Annotated in this window: 17 protein-coding genes; 10 read left to right on the top strand and 7 right to left on the bottom strand. The window is 53.8% G+C overall.

The genetic code is table 11. The annotated features are described in order from the left end of the window. Positions 1-310: 310 nt before the first annotated feature. Entirely contained in the window at positions 311-3,091 is a 2,781-nt protein-coding gene (locus ACQG0S_RS13990) for a flavocytochrome c (RefSeq protein ID WP_048966303.1), read from the top strand. Positions 3,092-3,149: 58 nt separating this feature from the next. After that, positions 3,150-4,112 carry an FAD:protein FMN transferase gene (locus tag ACQG0S_RS13985; protein ID WP_038416330.1) on the top strand — a complete coding sequence of 321 codons (963 nt, stop codon included), beginning with the start codon at positions 3,150-3,152 and terminating at the stop codon, positions 4,110-4,112. Here ACQG0S_RS13985 and dcuR read toward each other — a convergent pair. Then, positions 4,093-4,812: a two-component system response regulator DcuR gene (dcuR, locus tag ACQG0S_RS13980; RefSeq protein ID WP_048966304.1), complete on the bottom strand. Its 720-nt coding sequence runs from the start codon at positions 4,810-4,812 to the stop codon at positions 4,093-4,095. The genes ACQG0S_RS13985 and dcuR overlap by 20 nt on opposite strands. Then, positions 4,809-6,425 (bottom strand): sensor histidine kinase, encoded by a 1,617-nt coding sequence (locus tag ACQG0S_RS13975; RefSeq protein WP_032624010.1) that lies wholly within the window; start codon positions 6,423-6,425, stop codon positions 4,809-4,811. The genes dcuR and ACQG0S_RS13975 overlap by 4 nt, the downstream gene beginning before the upstream one ends. Before the next feature lie 153 nt (positions 6,426-6,578). Between ACQG0S_RS13975 and ACQG0S_RS13970 the strand changes: the two genes are divergently transcribed. Beyond that, complete coding sequence (locus ACQG0S_RS13970) at positions 6,579-7,442, top strand: N-acetylmuramic acid 6-phosphate etherase (RefSeq protein WP_023300495.1); 864 nt, start codon at positions 6,579-6,581, stop codon at positions 7,440-7,442. Positions 7,443-7,497: 55 nt separating this feature from the next. Here ACQG0S_RS13970 and ompC read toward each other — a convergent pair whose 3' ends face one another. Then, positions 7,498-8,664, bottom strand: coding sequence for a porin OmpC (gene ompC / locus ACQG0S_RS13965; RefSeq protein ID WP_022648565.1), 1,167 nt, complete (start codon positions 8,662-8,664; stop codon positions 7,498-7,500). Between the two features lie 284 nt (positions 8,665-8,948). On the opposite strand from ompC, the gene ACQG0S_RS13960 reads away from it, so the two are divergent. The 3 genes from ACQG0S_RS13960 to ACQG0S_RS13950 are packed head-to-tail and all read left to right on the top strand — an operon-like array spanning position 8,949 to position 11,599. Continuing rightward, positions 8,949-9,650, top strand: a complete 702-nt coding sequence (locus ACQG0S_RS13960) for a phosphohydrolase (protein WP_022648564.1) — start codon at positions 8,949-8,951, stop codon at positions 9,648-9,650. Between the two features lie 43 nt (positions 9,651-9,693). Continuing rightward, a complete protein-coding gene (locus ACQG0S_RS13955) occupies positions 9,694-11,127 on the top strand; it encodes a DNA cytosine methyltransferase (protein ID WP_426750514.1) in 1,434 nt (477 codons plus the stop codon). After that, positions 11,108-11,599: a very short patch repair endonuclease gene (locus tag ACQG0S_RS13950; protein WP_022648562.1), complete on the top strand. Its 492-nt coding sequence runs from the start codon at positions 11,108-11,110 to the stop codon at positions 11,597-11,599. Before ACQG0S_RS13955 ends, ACQG0S_RS13950 begins: the two co-directional genes overlap by 20 nt. Here ACQG0S_RS13950 and yedA read toward each other — a convergent pair. Beyond that, entirely contained in the window at positions 11,571-12,485 is a 915-nt protein-coding gene (yedA, locus tag ACQG0S_RS13945; RefSeq protein ID WP_022648561.1) for a drug/metabolite exporter YedA, read from the bottom strand. The two genes, ACQG0S_RS13950 and yedA, sit on opposite strands and share 29 nt — an antisense overlap. A gap of 175 nt (positions 12,486-12,660) precedes the next feature. Between yedA and ACQG0S_RS13940 the strand changes: the two genes are divergently transcribed. From ACQG0S_RS13940 to dgcQ, 3 genes are all read left to right on the top strand, one after another. Further along, on the top strand, positions 12,661-13,575 hold the full coding sequence (locus ACQG0S_RS13940; protein WP_169441341.1) for a DUF808 family protein: 915 nt from the start codon (positions 12,661-12,663) through the stop codon (positions 13,573-13,575). A 77-nt stretch (positions 13,576-13,652) separates the two neighbouring features. Further along, positions 13,653-13,835, top strand: coding sequence for a YodC family protein (locus tag ACQG0S_RS13935; protein ID WP_022648559.1), 183 nt, complete (start codon positions 13,653-13,655; stop codon positions 13,833-13,835). Positions 13,836-13,919: 84 nt separating this feature from the next. Then, a complete protein-coding gene (gene dgcQ, locus ACQG0S_RS13930) occupies positions 13,920-15,620 on the top strand; it encodes a cellulose biosynthesis regulator diguanylate cyclase DgcQ (RefSeq protein WP_032671304.1) in 1,701 nt (566 codons plus the stop codon). On the opposite strand, the gene ACQG0S_RS13925 is transcribed toward dgcQ, so the two are convergent. Together ACQG0S_RS13925 and yodD are read right to left on the bottom strand one after the other, a co-directional pair. Further along, positions 15,605-16,405 (bottom strand): mannosyl-3-phosphoglycerate phosphatase-related protein, encoded by an 801-nt coding sequence (locus ACQG0S_RS13925; protein WP_426750512.1) that lies wholly within the window; start codon positions 16,403-16,405, stop codon positions 15,605-15,607. The genes dgcQ and ACQG0S_RS13925 overlap by 16 nt on opposite strands. A 296-nt stretch (positions 16,406-16,701) precedes the next feature. Then, a complete protein-coding gene (gene yodD / locus ACQG0S_RS13920) occupies positions 16,702-16,929 on the bottom strand; it encodes a YodD family peroxide/acid resistance protein (protein ID WP_017383339.1) in 228 nt (75 codons plus the stop codon). A gap of 128 nt (positions 16,930-17,057) precedes the next feature. On the opposite strand from yodD, the gene dsrB reads away from it, so the two are divergent. Continuing rightward, positions 17,058-17,246, top strand: coding sequence for a protein DsrB (gene dsrB / locus ACQG0S_RS13915; protein ID WP_003859583.1), 189 nt, complete (start codon positions 17,058-17,060; stop codon positions 17,244-17,246). A 98-nt stretch (positions 17,247-17,344) separates the two neighbouring features. Here the strand turns inward: dsrB and rcsA are convergent, their stop codons facing one another. Next, positions 17,345-17,968, bottom strand: a complete 624-nt coding sequence (gene rcsA / locus ACQG0S_RS13910; RefSeq protein WP_426750510.1) for a transcriptional regulator RcsA — start codon at positions 17,966-17,968, stop codon at positions 17,345-17,347. Positions 17,969-18,223 lie beyond the last annotated feature (255 nt).

Raw genomic sequence — 18,223 nt, 5'->3', positions numbered from 1 at the left:
AATTTTATAACATTAATAGTTTGGACTGTATTTTACGTTTTGATTTTAAAGGGTTTTTGGTGTGTATGGTGTATTGGCCTTACCATTGTTGATTTAACTTTTTTTAAATTAATGTGAACGTATAAAACATTCGCGCTAACACCAATGTGTTATTAATGTTATCGCAGGGATTAAATAGTTTATTAACTAACGTAATGACTTTAGAAACTAAAAAAAGCTTTATATTAATGTCATGACATCGGCAAAAACACGAAATAAAAAATCCATACCGATAACGAATTCTTAATTTTTAAAGTTTGGAGTTTCTATTATGAGCACTAACGAACGTATTTTAAGCCCCTTCACATTACCGAATGGTACTGAACTGAAAAACCGTTTGTTAATGGCCCCGATGACAACCTGTACGGGGTATTACGATGGCACCGTGACCAGCGAGCTGGTGGAGTACTACCGCGCCCGCGCTGGCAGCATCGGCACCATTATCGTTGAATGCTGTTTTGTTGACGATCTCGGCCTTGCGTTCCCGGGCGCAATTGGTATTGATAACGACGAAAAAATCGCCGGACTGGCAAAAATCGCTGACGCCATTAAGTCCAAAGGTTCCAAAGCCCTTCTGCAAATTTACCACGGCGGCCGTATGGTCGACCCAAAACTGATCGGCGGCCGCACGCCGGTTGGCCCAAGCGCGGTTGCCGCGCCGCGTGACGGTGCCGCGACGCCGGTTGCTCTGACTTCAGAAGAAGTGGAGGGCATGATCGGCAAGTTCGGCGAAGCCGTACGCCGCGCAATTCAGGCCGGCTTCGATGGCGTCGAAATCCACGGGGCGAATACCTATCTGATCCAGCAGTTCTACTCCCCGAACTCTAATCAGCGCGACGACGAGTGGGGTGGCAGCCGCGATAACCGCGCGAAATTCCCGCTGGCGGTGCTGGACATTACCCATAAGATGGTGCGCCAGTACGCGGACGACGCGTTTATCATTGGCTACCGTTTCTCACCGGAAGAGCTGGAAGTCCCCGGCATTCGCTTCGAAGACACCCTGTATCTGCTGGAAAAACTGGCCGCTCGTGGGGTGGATTATCTGCACTTCTCCCTTGGCGCCGCCCTGCGTCCTTCTATCGTCGATACTCAGGACCCGACGCCACTTATCGAAAAATACTGCGCCATGCGCTCTGACACGCTGGCGCAGGTACCGGTGATGGGCGTTGGCGGCGTGGTGAATGCCACGGATGTGAATGAAGCGCTGGATCACGGTTACGACCTGATTGCCGTTGGCCGCGCCACCATCGCCTATCCGGACTGGACCGATCGCATCGCGGCGGGCGAAAGCCTGGAGCTATTTATGGACAGTACCCGACGCGAAGAACTGAGCATCCCGGAACCGCTGTGGCGCTTCTCGCTGGTGGAAGCGATGATCCGCGACATGAGCATGGGCGAATCTAAATTCAAACCGGGCACCTTTATTGAAAAAGTGCAGGACGATGCTAACGAACTGGTGATTAACGTCAGCCTCGAAACCGATCGCATCGCCGATATCGAACTGGCCTCCGGCCCGAGTGAAGACGTCGAGTTTGTCACCAGCTTCGAAGAGATCCGTACCCGAATTCTGGATGCCAATACCCCGCACGTGGATGCTATCACCGGCGCAACCAGCCAGAGCGAGGCGGTGAAAAAAGCGGTCTCGAAGGCGATGCTGAAATCCAGCAAAGCGCTGGCGGCAGAAGAGGGCGCTGACCCGAATGAGGCTAAAAGCGTGGACGTGGTGGTGGTCGGCAGCGGCGGCGCCGGTCTGGCGGCGGCGATTCAGGCTCACGACGAAGGCGCGAGCGTGCTGATCGTTGAGAAAATGCCGACTATTGGCGGGAACACCATTAAAGCCTCTGCCGGGATGAACGCGGCGGAGACCCGCTTCCAGCGCGTGAAGGGCATTCAGGACAGCAAAGAGCTGTTCTACCAGGAAAGCCTGAAAGGCGGTGGCAATAAGAACAACCCTGAACTGCTGCGTCGCTTTGTCGAGAACGCGCCGCAGGCCATCGAATGGCTGGCAACGCGCGGCATTATGCTCAACGACATCACCACCACCGGCGGGATGAGCATCGACCGTACGCACCGTCCGAAAGATGGTTCCGCGGTGGGCGGATATCTGATTAGCGGCCTGGTGCGCAATGTCAACAAACGCAACATCGAGGTGATGCTGGATACCTCCGTGAGCGACATCATCTTCGAAAACGGCGAAGTGACCGGCGTGCGTCTGACCACCGAAGAGAACGAAACCCTCACCGTGGCAACCAAAAGCGTAATTGTCGCGACGGGCGGCTTCAGCGCCAACAGCCAGATGGTGGTGAAATACCGTCCGGACCTGGAAGGGTTCGTGACGACTAACCACAAAGGCGCAACCGGCGGCGGTATCGCACTGCTGGAGCGTATTGGCGCAGGCACCGTCGATATGGGCGAAATCCAGATCCACCCAACCGTTGAGCAGAAAACGTCGTACCTGATTTCCGAATCCATCCGCGGCGGCGGGGCGATTCTGGTAAACCAGCAGGGCAACCGCTTCTATAACGAAATGTCGACCCGCGACAAAGTTTCGGCGCAAATCATCGCGCTGCCGGAGAAATACGCTTACATCGTCTTTGACGAGCATGTTCGCGCCAAAAACAAAGCCGCGGATGAGTACATCGCGAAAGGGTTTGTCACCAGCGCCAGCTCGCCAAAAGCCCTGGCGGAAGCGCTGGGGATGGATCACCACCAGTTCCTGGCAACGCTGGAACGCTACAACGGCTTTGTGGAAAAACAGCATGACGATGATTTTGGCCGCACCACCGCGCTGCGTGCGCCTATCAACGAAGGGCCGTTCTATGCCATTCAGATTGCGCCGGGCGTGCACCACACCATGGGCGGTGTGACCATCAATACAGAAACCTGCGTGCTGGACAGCAACCACAACGTATTGCCGGGAGCCTTTGCTGCGGGTGAGGTTGTCGGGGGTATCCACGGCGGTAACCGCATCGGTGGTAATGCGGTGGCAGATATCATTATTTTTGGTACGCTTGCCGGACATCAGGCGGCTATGCGTTCGAAAACACGGTAAGGCTCCTGTTTCCCCGGCGGCGCGGTGCTTGCCGGGGCTACATCTGAGGACTTATGTAATGCCTGATAGCCATCGCGTTTACAGCTACAACGCCGTTCTGATGGGCTCGCCCATCCTCCTGAAACTCTTCTCCCATGACGAAGCCCTCGCGTCCCGCGTGTTTCGCCTGATCAAACAGTACGAAGATCTCCTCACCGTCAACCGTGCGGATTCGCAGGTGATGGATGTCAACCATGCTGCCGGTCAGCATCCGGTTGTCGTCAGTCGCCCGGTGTTTGACCTGATCCGCTGCGCGAAAGCGGCCAGCCTGCCTACAGACAGTGCGTTCAACCTGGCGATAGGTCCGCTGGTCAAACGCTGGAAAATTGGCTTTAAGGGGGACGCTGTACCGCCCGCGGACGAGATCGCCGCCTTGCTGAGTATCACGGATCCTGCGAACGTGGTACTGGATGACGCCAACAGCAGCGTGTTTCTTACACGCCAGGGAATGGAGATCGATCTGGGGGCTATCGCCAAAGGTTATATCGCCGACAGGGTGCGGGATTACTTGCATAAAGAGGGCGCCGAACTCGGGTTGATCAACCTTGGCGGCAACGTCCAGACGTTAGGCTCGCCGGAGGGTGGCTGGCGCGTCGGGCTGAAAAAACCGTTCGCCGGTGACGCGCTGATTGGCGCCATAACGGTAGAAAACCGGTCGGTTGTGACGTCAGGCACCTATGAGCGCTACTTCGAGCAGAACGGCAAACGTTATCATCACATACTTGACCCGCGAACCGGCTACCCGCTGGATAACGAACTGGACAGCGTGACGATTATTTCGCAAGACTCCCTCGACGGCGATATCTGGACCACGCTGATCTACGGCATGGGCGTGGAGCAGGGCTGCGCCGCGCTGCGTTCGCGCCCCGATATTGAAGCCATTTTTGTCACCAAAACAAAAGAAGTGGTGATCTCCTCGATGCACCACTTCCGTTTTACCCTTCTGGACGACAGCTACCGAATTACTGGCAGTACTGTTTGAGCAGGCGGACCTGTTCCGGCTGCAAACGGTAGCGATATACCGGTCGACCGGTGGCACCGTAGTGAATGCTGGTGAACAGGATATTGATTTGCGCCAGCCAGATCAGGTATTTGCGGCAGGAGACGCGGGAAATGTTGACCGCATTCGCCAGATCGTCGGTGGAAAATTCTATCTCCGGATGGCTGTCGATCCACTGGCAAATGGTGCGCAGCGTCTGCGGCGTTAAGCCTTTCGGTAATTTTTTGCTGTCGGCCAGCTCCGGCGCGCCGCCGTGGATCAGCCTGTCGACGTCGGCCTGTTCATAATACTGATGCGAGCCCATCAGACTGCGCTTTGCCTTCCAGCCGTTCAGCGCCTCTTCAAAACGCGGGAACTGGAACGGTTTAATCAGGTAATCCACCACGCCATAGTGTATCGACGTCTGGATCGTTGCGGCGTCGGATGCTGACGAAATCATGATAACGTCAATCGGGCGGCCCGATGCCCGGATGATGGGCAATAGATCCAGCCCGTTATCCTGCTGCATATAGACATCCAGCAGCACCAGATCGATCGGCTGGCCTGGGTTTGCGATCAATGCTTCGGCCTGGTTGAGCGTGGAAGCGACGCCGCAGCAGTTAAAACCCTCAACGCGGTTAACATACAGACGGTTGAGGTCGGCTACCATGGCGTCATCATCGACAATTAATACATTTATCACGCGATATTCCTCTCGCTATCCCAGGGGATCTGAACAAAAAATTGGGTAAATACGCCAGGCTCCGACTCGACGGTAATATCTCCGCCCAGGTTCTGGATCTGCTGACGTGCAAGGAACAGCCCAACGCCACGGTTTTCACCTTTTGTTGAGTAGCCCTTTGTAAAAATAGCCTCCAGCCGCTCGGGATCAATGCCGGGACCGTCATCGCTGACCTCACCGCTCAGCCAGCCGTTCTGATAATGCAGCAGCAGGCCGATCTCGCCTTCCGGCTGACCTTCCATCGCATCCAGGGCATTTTCGATTAAATTGCCCAGCACGGTGATCAGAACCGCAACCTGCTCTTCATTGCTGGTGTCAGGAAGCTGACTCTCCTCGGCCAGCGTCAGGGTCACTCCCGCCTCTTTGGCGCGGTTGATTTTACCCAGCAGGAAACCCGCAATGACCGGCGATTTAACCTTGCGCTGTATCGCGCCGATATCCGTCTGATAATTCTGTGCGGTCTGGATGATGTACTCTTCCAGCTTATCGTAGCGCTTCATGTGCAGCAGGCCGAGGATCACGTGCAGCTTGTTCATAAACTCATGCGTATGTGAGCGCAGGGCATCAACATAGTTGACCATACCATCGATACGCTGCATTAACTGGCTGATTTCGGTCTTATCGCGGAAGGTGCTGATTGCCCCGATCACCTGATTCTGGCTTTTCACGGGGACCATGTTGCACAGCAGTAGCCGTCCGTTACAGCCGATCTCTTGATCCTGACGAGCAATGCCGGTTTTCGCCACTTCCCGCAGGCTGACCAGCAGTGGTTCGCCGCTGCTCTCGGAGTGCTCACCCGAGCTCAGGAGCAAAATTTCTCTGGCGGTGTGGTTAATCATCGTCACGCGCCCGTGCATATCAACAGCCATCACGCCTTCGCGCAGGGACTGCAACATGGCCTGGCGCTGCTCAAAGAGGGCGGAGATCTCGTAAGGCTCCAGCCCGAAGAGAATACGTTTCAGAACCCGGACCAGACCCCATATCGCCACTGAGCTCATCAGAACGCTGAATAAGATGGTCCACACGGCATTGAGCCGACCGCGGGCAATCTGATCTTCAACTTTATTCAGCGAAATACCCACCACGACCACGCCGATCTGGTCGTGCCGATCGTCATAAACGGGCGTAAAGACGCGCAGTGCTTCCGCGAGCGCGCCGCGGTTCACGGAGACATTCTCTTTCCCTTCGAGGGCGGGCGTCAGATCGTCGCCAATAAAATGCAAACCTAACAGCGCTTCGTTTGGATGGGAATAGCGGATCCCACGCAGGTCGGTAACCACGGTAAACAGCAGGTCGTTGCGCTTCGTCACCGCCTGGGCAATCGGCTGGATGATGCCGGCCTGCGGCGATTCCATCAGGCCACGCTTGATCTCCGGGCTGTCGGCCAGCGTTCGGGCGATACCCAGCGCAGTATCTTTCACGTCATCGCGCGTGGCACGGGTGATCTGCACAGAGTACAGCGCGAAGACCACCAGCAGCACAGAACCGATAATGGCGCAAACCATCAGCGTAACCAGCGTATTCAGCTTCATAGGGCGCTTGCGCGTCGGGGGGAAGGGCTGCAAATCGCTCATTAACACTCCGCGATGAAAAAGAAAGGGCTAATTATCGCTGATGACGGGCATTTCATAAAGCCATGTAAAGAGAGGCGTTTCGTGAGCCTTCTCTCATGTGACCTGTATAAAACACTTTATAGTGTGGGGGTACTCATAATAAGGAGGCAGTTTATGAGCATTATGCTTACCGGTACGGCCAGGGAAAGACGGCACGCCAGCACGATGAACATCGACAGATTATCTACGCTGGATATGCTTAATGTCATACACCAGGATGACGCACAAATCTCTTCTGCACTTACCCCTCACTTAAGTATGCTGGCTCGCGTGGTGGATAACGCGGCGGCGACGCTTAGTCACGGCGGACGTCTGGTGCTGATCGGCGCAGGCGCGTCCGGAGGTGTGGCGAAGCAGGCGGCAGAAGCGTTCGCGCCGGGAAAACATCCGGTCATTGCGATGACAGCAGGCGATAACGCCGGAAGCTACGCGCGCGGCGTTGCAGACCTTCAGACGATAAAATTCGGCGAGCACGACATGATGCTGGCGCTGTCCGTCAGCGGCAAAACGCCATGGGTTTGGGGCGCGATGCGTCATGCGTGGTCTCTGGGCTCAACGGTCGCGCTCATTACGGAGGATGCGCAAAGTGAAGCGGCGCAGCTGGCGAGCATGGTTATTGCCCCCGATCTGGGCGCGGATGTGGTTGCCGGGTATACCAACGCCAAAGCGGGCATTGCGCAAAGCATGATAATGCATATGGTCACCACCGGTCTGGCGATACGGACAGGACGGGTGTACAGCAACCTGCGTGTTGATCTGGAGGCAAGCAATACCAGATGGGCCGAGCGACAAATTGCCATTGTAATGGAAGCGGGGGGATGCTCCCGGGCGCAGGCGAAGGCGGCGCTGGAAAGCTGTAACCATCAGTGTAAAACGGCGGTGCTAATGGTGCTGACGGGTATGGATGCCTGGAAAGCGCATGAATTACTGGCACAGAATAACGGGTTTGTTCGCCTGGCCTTGCAGGAAGCGCCGTAATATTTCAGCGTCAAATAAAAAAAGCCCGCGTTGCGGGCTTTGCTATTTATGGGGATCAGAACTGGTAGATCATACCGATGCCAACGATGTCATCGGTTGCAATACCGTTGTCATTGTAGAAGGCATCATCTTCGTCCAGCAGGTTGATTTTATAATCAACGTAGGTGGAGAAGTTCTTGTTGAAGCTGTAGGTCATGCCCACGTCGATGTAGTTAACCAGATCCTGGTCTACATAGTCATAACCATTGCCTGGATGATAATCGTTACCACCCAAATCGATGCCTTTAGAATAGACCCACGCCAGGGATGGACGCAGACCGAAGTCAAACTGGTACTGCGCTACGGCTTCAAAGTTCTGAGTTTTGTTGGCGATGCCATCGTTGCCGTACGGAGTCATGTTGCGGGTTTCCGCATACATCATTGCCAGGTAGACATCATTCGCATCGTATTTTGCACCGATTGTCCACGCTTCCGCACGTTCACCGCCGGCATATTTGCTGAAGCGATTATAGGTACCTGCGCCGTAAGCAACCTGGTCGTTGGTACGGTCAGACGATGAATAAGCGGCACCCAGCGACAGACCGAAATCGAAGTCATAGGTAGTTGACATACCGAAGCCGTCGCCGTTCTGGAAACGAACATCATCATGGCCGTTTTTGGTGCCTTCCTGATTTTCGTTTGCGTTAGCACCTTCATTAGCACCCTGATATTGCAGTGCAAAGTTCAGGCCGTTAACCAGACCGAAGAAGTCATTATTACGGTAGGTCGCCACACCGTTAGTACGGCCAACCATATAGTTGTCGGTCCAGGTATAGGAGTCGCCACCAAATACTGGCAGCATATCGGTCCAGGCTTCAACGTCATACACGACGCCGTAATTACGGCCATAATCGAATGAGCCATATTCGCCGTATTTCAGGCCAGCAAAGGCCAGACGGTTAAAAGAGGTGTCGCCTGCGCCTTCGGTATCGTTAGCGTAGGTTTTATATTCCCACTGGCCGTAACCAATAAGATCGTTATTAATTTGTGTTTCGCCTTTGAAACCAATCTGGACATAGGTTTCATCGCCGTCGTCGCCTGGGTTGTCGGAGAAGGTATGACGTGCATCAACTTTACCGTACAGGTCAACTTTGTTGCCGTCTTTGTTATACATTTCCGCCGCATTTGCTGCGCCAGCCATTAATAACGCGGGTACGAGAATTGCCAGAACTTTTCTTTTCATTATATATTCCCTTTAAATATAAATTTTCTGAATATATGTAATTACCCTCCGTAACTACATGGCTGATACTATTCTATGGATTATTATTTAGGTTCAAAAATAAATGTAATTAAAGTGGTAAAAACATTACAAAATATTTCTTTTTATCTCTTTATTTTTCGCATGAATTAATTCATTGAAAATATAGCGGGTAATTATTATTAAGTATTTCTAAATTCTATTTATTAAGGGTTTTGATTCGGGTGTATTATAATTAACTCTCTTTTGAGCAACAGGATGGGATGATGGAACTTGCTCAGTGGCAGCACCGTTTTGAGCGCTGGCTCGACGAAAATCATTTTACTGATGATGCGGCGCACGATATCGCCCATTTTCGCCGCGTCTGGATGACGGCGCAGGCCATTATGGCTGACGGGGATTGCGATCCGCTGGTTGTGCTGACCGCATGCTACTTCCATGACATTGTCAGCCTGCCGAAAAATCACCCGCAGCGTAGTCACTCCTCGCGGCTGGCAGCGCGAGAAACGCGCCAGATCCTGAGCCGCGATTTTCCTGATTTTCCGCCCGATCGGTATGCGGCCGTTGAGCATGCCATTGAAGCACACAGCTTCAGTGCCGGTATCGCGCCGCAAAGCCCGGAGGCCAAAACGGTCCAGGATGCCGACCGGCTGGAGGCGTTAGGCGCCATCGGCCTTGCGCGCGTCTTTGCCGTGTCCGGTGCGCTGGGCACCGCGTTGTTTGATGCCGACGACCCGTTTGCCGGGGCGCGTGCGCTGGATGATAAAGCTTTCGCGCTCGATCACTTTCAGACCAAACTCCTGCGCCTGCCGGACACCATGCAAACCGCACGGGGACGCGAACTTGCGCGTCACAATGCCGATTTTCTGATCCAGTTTATGGCGAAGCTGAGTGCCGAATTACAGGGCGATTACCTCGGAACCGACAGCCAGATATTGACCCATTTCCGTCGCAGTGTGCGATCCTGAACTGTGGTACTCTGTTTTCTGTCTTTATTGTCCGGTTAAGAGAATGCAGGAAAATCGATCAGTGACTGTGCCCGCGCCTGAGCGGGTTGAGAAATCAACGGCAGCCGTGCAGGCACTCCTGCGTCAGCTGCTGGAAATGTATGATGCTAAAACGCTGGCAAACCAGCTGCTGGCACATGGCGAGAGCCACTGGAGCCCGGCAATACTCAAGCGGCTGCTGATAAGCGACAGGGCAGGGCACCGCCTGAGCGACGGCGAGTTCCGTTATCTGCGCAACCTGCTGCCGCGCCCGCCTGCTGCGCATCCGAATTATGCCTTTCGCTTTATCGATCTCTTTGCCGGTATTGGCGGCATTCGCCATGGCTTTGAAGCTATTGGCGGGCAGTGCGTGTTCACCAGTGAATGGAACAAACATGCCGTCCGCACCTATAAGGCGAACTGGTACTGCGACCCCGACGAGCACCAGTTTAATGCCGACATCCGCGACGTCACCCTGAGCCACAAAACCGGCGTCAGCGACGAAGAAGCCGCTGAGCACATTCGCAACACCATTCCGGCGCACGATGTGCTGCTGGCAGGCTTCCCGTGTCAGCCGTTCTCACTGGCTGGCGTGTCGAAAAAGAACGCGCTGGGACGCGCACACGGCTTTGCCTGTGATACGCAGGGCACACTGTTCTTTGATGTTGCCCGGATTATTGATGCCCGCCGCCCGGCAATTTTTGTGCTGGAGAACGTCAAGAATTTAAAGAGCCATGACGGCGGCAAAACCTTCCGCATTATCATGCAAACGCTGGATGAACTGGGTTACGACGTGGCGGATGCAGAGGACATGGGGCCGGACGATCCGAAAATTATCGACGGCAAACACTTCCTGCCACAGCACCGCGAGCGCATCGTGCTGGTGGGATTCCGCCGCGATCTCAATCTGAAAGGCGATTTTACGCTGCGCGATTTGCCCTCGCTGTATCCGGCGCGCCGTCCGACAGTGGCCGATCTGCTGGAGCCCGCCGTCGATGCGAAATTCATTCTGACGCCAGTGCTGTGGAAATACCTCTATCGCTATGCCAAAAAGCATCAGGCCAAAGGCAATGGCTTTGGGTTTGGCATGGTCAATCCGCTTAATCCTGACAGCGTGACGCGTACGCTGTCGGCGCGCTATTACAAAGATGGCGCGGAAATTCTTATCGATCGGGGCTGGGATAAGGCGCTGGGCGAAAAAGATTTCGACGACCCTCAGAATCAACAGCACCGACCGCGGCGCTTAACGCCGCGCGAGTGCGCCCGCTTAATGGGCTTTGAGGCGCCGCAGGGCTACAGTTTTCGCATTCCGGTGTCGGATACACAAGCCTATCGTCAGTTTGGCAACTCGGTGGTGGTGCCAGCCTTTGCCGCCGTCGCAAAACTGCTGGCCTCACGCATCAGCAAGGCCGTTCAGCTGCGTCAGAGTGAGGCCGTCAATGGCGGACGTTCACAATAAGGCCACGCGCAGTAAAAACATGCGTGCCATCGGTACGCGTGATACCGCGATCGAAAAACGGATCGCTGGCCTCCTGACCTCCATCGGGTTTGAATTCAGGGTTCAGGATGCCACGCTTGCCGGGCGTCCTGATTTCGTGATCGATGCGTATCAATGCATCATCTTTACCCACGGCTGTTTCTGGCATCATCACGACTGCTATCTGTTTAAAGTCCCGGCGACACGCACCGACTTCTGGCTGGAGAAGATTGGCAGGAACGTCGAGCGTGATAAACGCGATGTTTCGCAGCTTTACGCCCAGGGCTGGCGGGTGCTGATTGTCTGGGAGTGCGCACTGCGCGGAAGAATGAAGCTGAATGACGTGGAACTGACGGAGCGGCTGGAAGAGTGGATCTGCGGCGGCGGTCAGGCCGCGCAGATCGATACCCAGGGCATTCACCCGATCACGGTTTCTCCACCTCACACGCCGTGACAATGGGTTTCGCGGGCAGTAAATATTTACCCAGCGTGACCAGCACCACGGCAAAGACAATCACGCCCAGCGCCAGCCATTCAATCGTCGACAGCACTTCGCCCGCAAAACCGGTACCCAGCAGCACGGCAACCACCGGGTTAACGTAGGCGTAGCTGGTGGCAACCGCCGGTGAGACGTTGCGGATCAGGTACATATAGGCGTTGATGGCAATAATCGAGCCAAACAGCGCCAGATACCCGACGGCCAGGAAACCTGAGAGATCTGGCATTGCCGTCAGTTTTTCACCCGTCAACGCCGAGGCAATCAGCAGCACGATGCCTGCCGCGAGCATTTCAATGGCACCCGCCATCATCCCGGAGGGCAGTTCAATGCGGGAGCCGTAGACCGAGCCGAAGGCCCAGCTCATCGAGCCGATCATGATCATAACGGCAGCCCAGGGGTTTCCGCTCAGGTTACCGCCGCTGTTCAGCATGATAATACCCACAAGCCCAATCGCGATGCCCAGCCATTCGAGCTTACGGGTGCGGATCCCGAACAGACGACTAAAGCAGAGCGTAAACAGCGGCACGGTCGCGACGACCACGGCGGCGATGCCCGACGGCACGTTCTGGTGTTCGGCGACGGTTACTGCGCCATTGCCCACCGCCAGCAGCAGCAGGCCAATCAGGGCGGCGTTAAGCAGGGGACGCAGCGGCGGTAGCTTGTGGCCGCGCAGCAATAAAAACGCCATCAGCAGCACGCCAGCCGTAAGGAAACGAATACCGGCCATCATCAGCGGGGGCCAGCTTTCCACGCCAATACGAATGACAAAGTAGGTGGATCCCCAGATGATATACAGGGAAAAAAGTGCTCCAATGAGCGGTAATAAATGCCGAAAACGCATAGTCCCTCACGACGAAATAAAAAGTTCGCTCATAGTTAACGCCAAAACTATCGGGCTGGCGAGTGCTTTAATTGTGTTGTTAATGTGAAATTTTTGTTGACGTGAGGTGCCTGTTTCCGGGCGCTGAGTTTTGTTCCATACTATTCACTTAATTAGCAAAAAAAGAAGGATAGAGATTTTGGCAGGAAGTAGCTTATTAACATTACTGGACGATATCGCCACCTTGCTGGATGACATTTCAGTCATGGGAAAACTGGCGGCGAAAAAAACCGCCGGGGTACTGGGGGATGACTTGTCGCTTAACGCGCAGCAGGTCAGCGGCGTGCGGGCGAACCGTGAGCTGCCGGTGGTGTGGGGCGTAGCGAAAGGGTCCTTTATTAACAAGGTGATCCTTGTTCCGCTGGCGCTTCTGATTAGCGCCTTTATACCCTGGGCCATTACGCCATTGCTGATGATTGGCGGGGCGTTCCTGTGCTTCGAGGGTGCCGAAAAAGTATTGCATATGTTTGCCGCACGCAAAGAGAAAGACACCCCGGAAATGCGCCAGCAGCGTCTGGAAGCGCTGGCCGCGCAGGATCCAAAAACGTTCGAGCGCGATAAGGTCAAAGGTGCGATCCGTACTGACTTCATCCTTTCGGCCGAGATTGTGGCGATTACGCTTGGGATCGTATCCGAAGCACCGCTGATGAATCAGGTCATGGTGCTTTCGTTGATTGCCATTCTTGTAACGGTTGGGGTGTATGGGCTGGTCGGTCTGATCGTCAAGCTGGATGATATCGGCTTCTGGCTGGAAAAAAAATCCAGCGCCATTGCCCGCGTTATTGGCAAAAGCCTGCTGGTGCTGGCGCCGTGGCTGATGAAAAGTTTGTCGATAGTGGGAACTCTGGCGATGTTCCTGGTCGGCGGCGGTATTATCGTGCACGGCGTTGCTTCGCTGCATCATGCAATTGAACATCTGGCGTCGGGACACGGTTCGGTGATCGCCGCCATTCTGCCGACGCTACTTAACCTTGTGTTGGGCTTTATCGTAGGTGTCATTGTGGTGGCAGTGGTCAAGCTGGTAGAAAAAGTACGCGGAAAATCGCATTAATTTTTGCTGACCCCGGATGCAAAAAGACCATTCCTCGTCTAAATTGAAAACGTTTCACCCTGATACAGGAGGCAGGTATGGTCTTTTTGGTCAGTGATGAAGTTAAGCCAAAGAATGGTGGTCCATGCATGATTGTCACCGGTTATTCCAGTGGAATGGTGGAGTGCCGGTGGCATGACGGATACGGCATTAAGCGGGAGGCTTTTCGTGAAGATGAGCTTCAGCCTGGTGATAAAAGGCAAAAACGCGATAAGGCTTAATCACACAACGCCCGGCCTTGCCGGGCGTTTTTACTGGCAGAAGACTTATCATATCGGATGGTGAGCGACACTCAGGGAGTGCGTGTGCAGCACAATACCTTTGTTGTAAAACAATCTTTTTTGCAGTGGCTGCATAAGCGTAGCAATCCCCGTTTGGTTGTTAACCTCTGTTTTATCGTTGTCCTGATCTTTTCCACCCTCCTGACCTGGCGCGAAGTTGTGGTACTGGAAGATGCCTATATCTCCAGTCAGCGTAACCATCTGGAAACGGTTGCCAGTGCGCTGGACAGACAACTCCAGTTCAGCGTCGATAAAATGCTGTTTTTTCGCCACAGCATGCGTGATGCGCTGGAAACGCCGCTGGCGTTTGGCGTGCTGCATGATGCGGTAAAGCGTTTTGCCCGTTTGCGCGCATCCCCCACCTGGCAAATTGAGGTTGATAAACAGCGCACATTGCCGATCAACGGTGTGTCTGATGCCTTCGTTGAAAAGACCACCCTTCTGAATCGCGATGATGAGTTTCTTGATAATGAACTGTCCGCCGCGCTTGAAGTGGGGTATTTATTGCGTCTGGCATCCAGTTCTTCCGGCAACGAAGAGCGCGTGATTTATGTCTCTCGCGCCGGATTCTTTCTGGAAACGGATACGCCGGAAAATGCCAGCGATATCGTGCAGCGTTACTACCATCTGGTCACTCAGCCCTGGTTTACCCAACAGTCCGAGCGTGAGAACCGTGCGCGTGCCGTGCGCTGGTTTATCTCGCCTCCTTCCTCCTTTGTGGGCAAAAAGCCGCTGATCACCGCCAGTGTGCCTGTTTATTACAATCACGTCTGGTATGGCGTGGTGGCGATGGATTTCACCTTTGCCACCCTGCGTCGTCTGCTGGTGGAGGCCGTAGGCGATAACCCGGAAGGGGAATACCAGCTGTATGACAGTCGTCTCACCCTGCTCGCGACGTCTGGATCATCTGCTGCGGACGTTAATCATTTTGACGCGCCCGAACTAGCGCAGATAGCGCACGCAATAGAATCGGATTCCGAAGGCGGCATTCGCCTGGGGAGTCGTTTTGTCAGCTGGGAGCGTCTCGACCACTTTGATGGCATCGTCCTGCGCGTGCACACCCTGGAAGAAGGGGTGCGCGGCGATTTCGGCAGCATCAGTATTGTGCTGGCATTGCTTTGGGCGCTGTTCACCGCGATGCTGCTCATCTCATGGCTGGTGATCCGGCGCATGGTCAGTAATATGTATTCGTTGCAGAATTCGCTGCAATGGCAGGCCTGGCACGACCCTCTGACCCGGTTGAATAATCGTGGGTCGCTGTTTGAGCGGGCGAAAATACTGGCGAAGCAGTGTGAACAGCAGGCGCTGCCTTTCTCTGTCATCCAGATCGATCTTGACTGCTTTAAGAGCATTAATGACCGGTTCGGGCACCAGGCGGGTGATAAGGTGTTGTCCCATGCTGCGGGGCTGATTGCCAGTACCCTGCGCACTAAAGATATTGCCGGGCGCGTCGGCGGCGAAGAGTTCTGTGTGGTGCTGCCCGGCATGACGCTTGAAGAGGCGGCGGAAGTTGCAGAGCAGATCCGTGAGCGTATCGACAGCAAAGAGATCCTGATTAAGAAAAGTACTACCCTGCGCGTGAGCGCGTCGTTTGGCGTCTCTGGCGCGCAGGAGAAGGGCAATTATCACTTCGAAAATCTGCAATCCACCGCCGATGCGCGTCTGTATGAGGCGAAACAGCGCGGGCGTAACCGGGTCATCTGGCAGGATCACGTTAAAAAGTAATCAAGCCCCTCGCGCCAGCCGGCCGGTCCGGTGTGCTGAGTGCGATAAACCCGTGTGGGATCGTTGTTCTTAAGGCTGACCCCCTCCCGGTTGAAGCCTTTCACCACCACGGCGAAGGCTACGCTGTCCAGCAGAGGGGCATCATTGGGGCCGTCGCCCAGGCCCAGCGTTGTCGGGTCAAATCCGTCGTGCAGGCGATACTGTTCCACAAGCCAGTGCACCGCCACGTCTTTGCCACAGCTCGTGTCCAGAATATGCCAGAAGCGAGCACCCGGGACGATCTTCAGCCCCTGTCGGGCCAGTTCGGCTGCGAAGCGTTTCATTTGTTCATCACTGTCACGCCAGATCAGCGTCACGGAAGCCTCGTGTTTACGTGCAAGCGCCGCTCGGGGACGGCTTAGCCCGGTCCATTCGGCGACCACGCGCTCATCCACATCGTCGAAGGTGGTGAATTTCAGATGCATCTCCTGGCGTACCCGGGCAATAAACTGCCGGATATCGTCATGCTTCTTTTCTGAGATGAACCGTGCGGCGTTTTCCCACCGTACGTCAGGCTGGATCACCGCGCCGTTTTCCGCAATGTAGGGCAGCCCGCCAAGGCCAAGTTCCTGCTGGATGTCACGCATTTCGGACGCGGTTTTGCTGCTGCACAGAATGACTGGTACCTGTTCATCCTGTAAACTCTTCAGCCAGGAAGCGGCAGGCTGCCAGTCGAGAGTGTGAAAATCCAGCAGCGTACCGTCGAGATCGGTAAAGACGAGCAGAGTCTCCTTTAGCGAAGGCATAACGTCTCCTGAATAATGATGTTCATCTAAGAAAAGTCTTAAAAAAACTCAGCATTGATGTCCCGTTGAAGTGGAAACGATCCCGATAAACCCACACGCGGCGCATGTTTATACTCATAACCAAAATTCACATGTATAAAATATAATATTCGCTAAGAGAATATATGCTTGTAAGACAAATCTGTTGGGGATAATGTCTTACCTGCATCAGATTTCCTGGTGTAACGAATTTACAAGTGCTTCTTGCATAAGCAAGTTTGATCCCGGTCATCCCCATGACCGGGATTTTTTTCGCCTTAGCGGTTCGTTTCCGAGACGCTAAAGTCATGGATATCCAGCTCGAATGCTTCAGCCAGTTCACGGTAGGTATGGTAATCACGACCATTGACCACGACACGGTCTGAATTATCCTCCGCGCGATGAACTTCGGACTCACTGATTTCATTAATGGCGGCAAGCAGGGCATCGACATCCACTTCCACCTCACGCTTAATGGTGTCGCTGTACTCTTTGTCAGTCTTCATGGCGGGCTCCTCATTTAACCGTCTCAACAGCTAAGTATAGACCGCACACAAAAACGCCATTCGCGTCAGGCGGCGATGCCAGCCAGGGTAATTTGTTCTACACTGGCTCAAAACCACAGGAGGAATGTATGAAGGTCAACGATCGGGTAACCGTCAAAACGGACGGTGGGCCGCGCCGCCCGGGCGTGGTGCTGGCAATAGAAGAGTTTAATGAAGGCACAATGTATCTGGTGTCGCTGGAAGATTACCCGCTCGGCATCTGGTTCTTCAACGAACTGGGGCACCCGGATGGGATCTTTGTGGAAACGGCGGAATAGGGCGGCGTCGGGGGCGTCTTCTCCCCGGCCCGGCTGCTGAAAAGCAAAATCTCTGGCCAGGCCAGAGATCAAGGTAGGGTACAACATGGCCGTGCAAATTAGCGCATATTAACGAAAATCCCATTCGTCACATTATCTGTCAGGCGTACGACATGGTATATCACTTGCTTATTATGCGTTTTAATTTTCCTTTTAATATTTCCTTTGTGTGACGATACTGTTTTTGCCTTGATATTCATCTGGTCTGAGATCTGAATTGTCCCTTGTCCAGCCATCCACATTCTTAGCATACTTGATTCAGTTCTGCTTAATGATAGAGTGGGTAAGTTAACCGCCCCTACATTCTTAACTTCTTTATTCAAATAATCGCCCAGAATGTCATCAAGCGACTCTGGTTTAATCGATTTCGAACTGATTAATAAGTTTTTACGCACCAACAAATACTCATCGAAATGAATATTGGCGATCGCCATAAAAACAATAAACAGGGTTCTGGGATGCTGATTAATGATCTGCTTAATGTGCTGACTGTTAGCGGGGTCGCGAATGAAACAGTCCTCATTAATAAACACCACGCCGGGCTTGTGAGTCTCACAAGCGGCTGCGAGTTCTTCAACGGTGTGTGCATCGTTGATGTCTCTCTTTCTTACCCCTCTGCTTGCTAAGTACCCGGTTAACCCTAGCCGGGTGTAGCTGCATAAATCCATAATGATCGTTGACATGGCATACCCTCACTCAATGCGTAACGATAATTCACCACCTGCCTGAGAGCTCATAAACAGCCATACGGGATGGAAAAAATCTAATAAAACCTGTGAGCATGACAAAGACTTTCAGGCGAACTCACTATCCCGTAAAGTTACGTATAATTTGCCAGGAATCATCTTAAAGTAAAGTAAATATTAAGTATTGTGAGGTGGTTAGAAACATTTAAACCGCGTCAGATATATCCTGGTAGATGTTTTTCAAGATTATTT

It is taken from the genome of Enterobacter cloacae complex sp. 418I7, from assembly GCF_050030705.1.
In the GTDB taxonomy this organism is placed as follows: domain Bacteria; phylum Pseudomonadota; class Gammaproteobacteria; order Enterobacterales; family Enterobacteriaceae; genus Enterobacter; species Enterobacter intestinihominis.
Note: the sequence above shows the minus strand (reverse complement) of the source record. Positions and strands in the feature narration are given on the sequence as shown.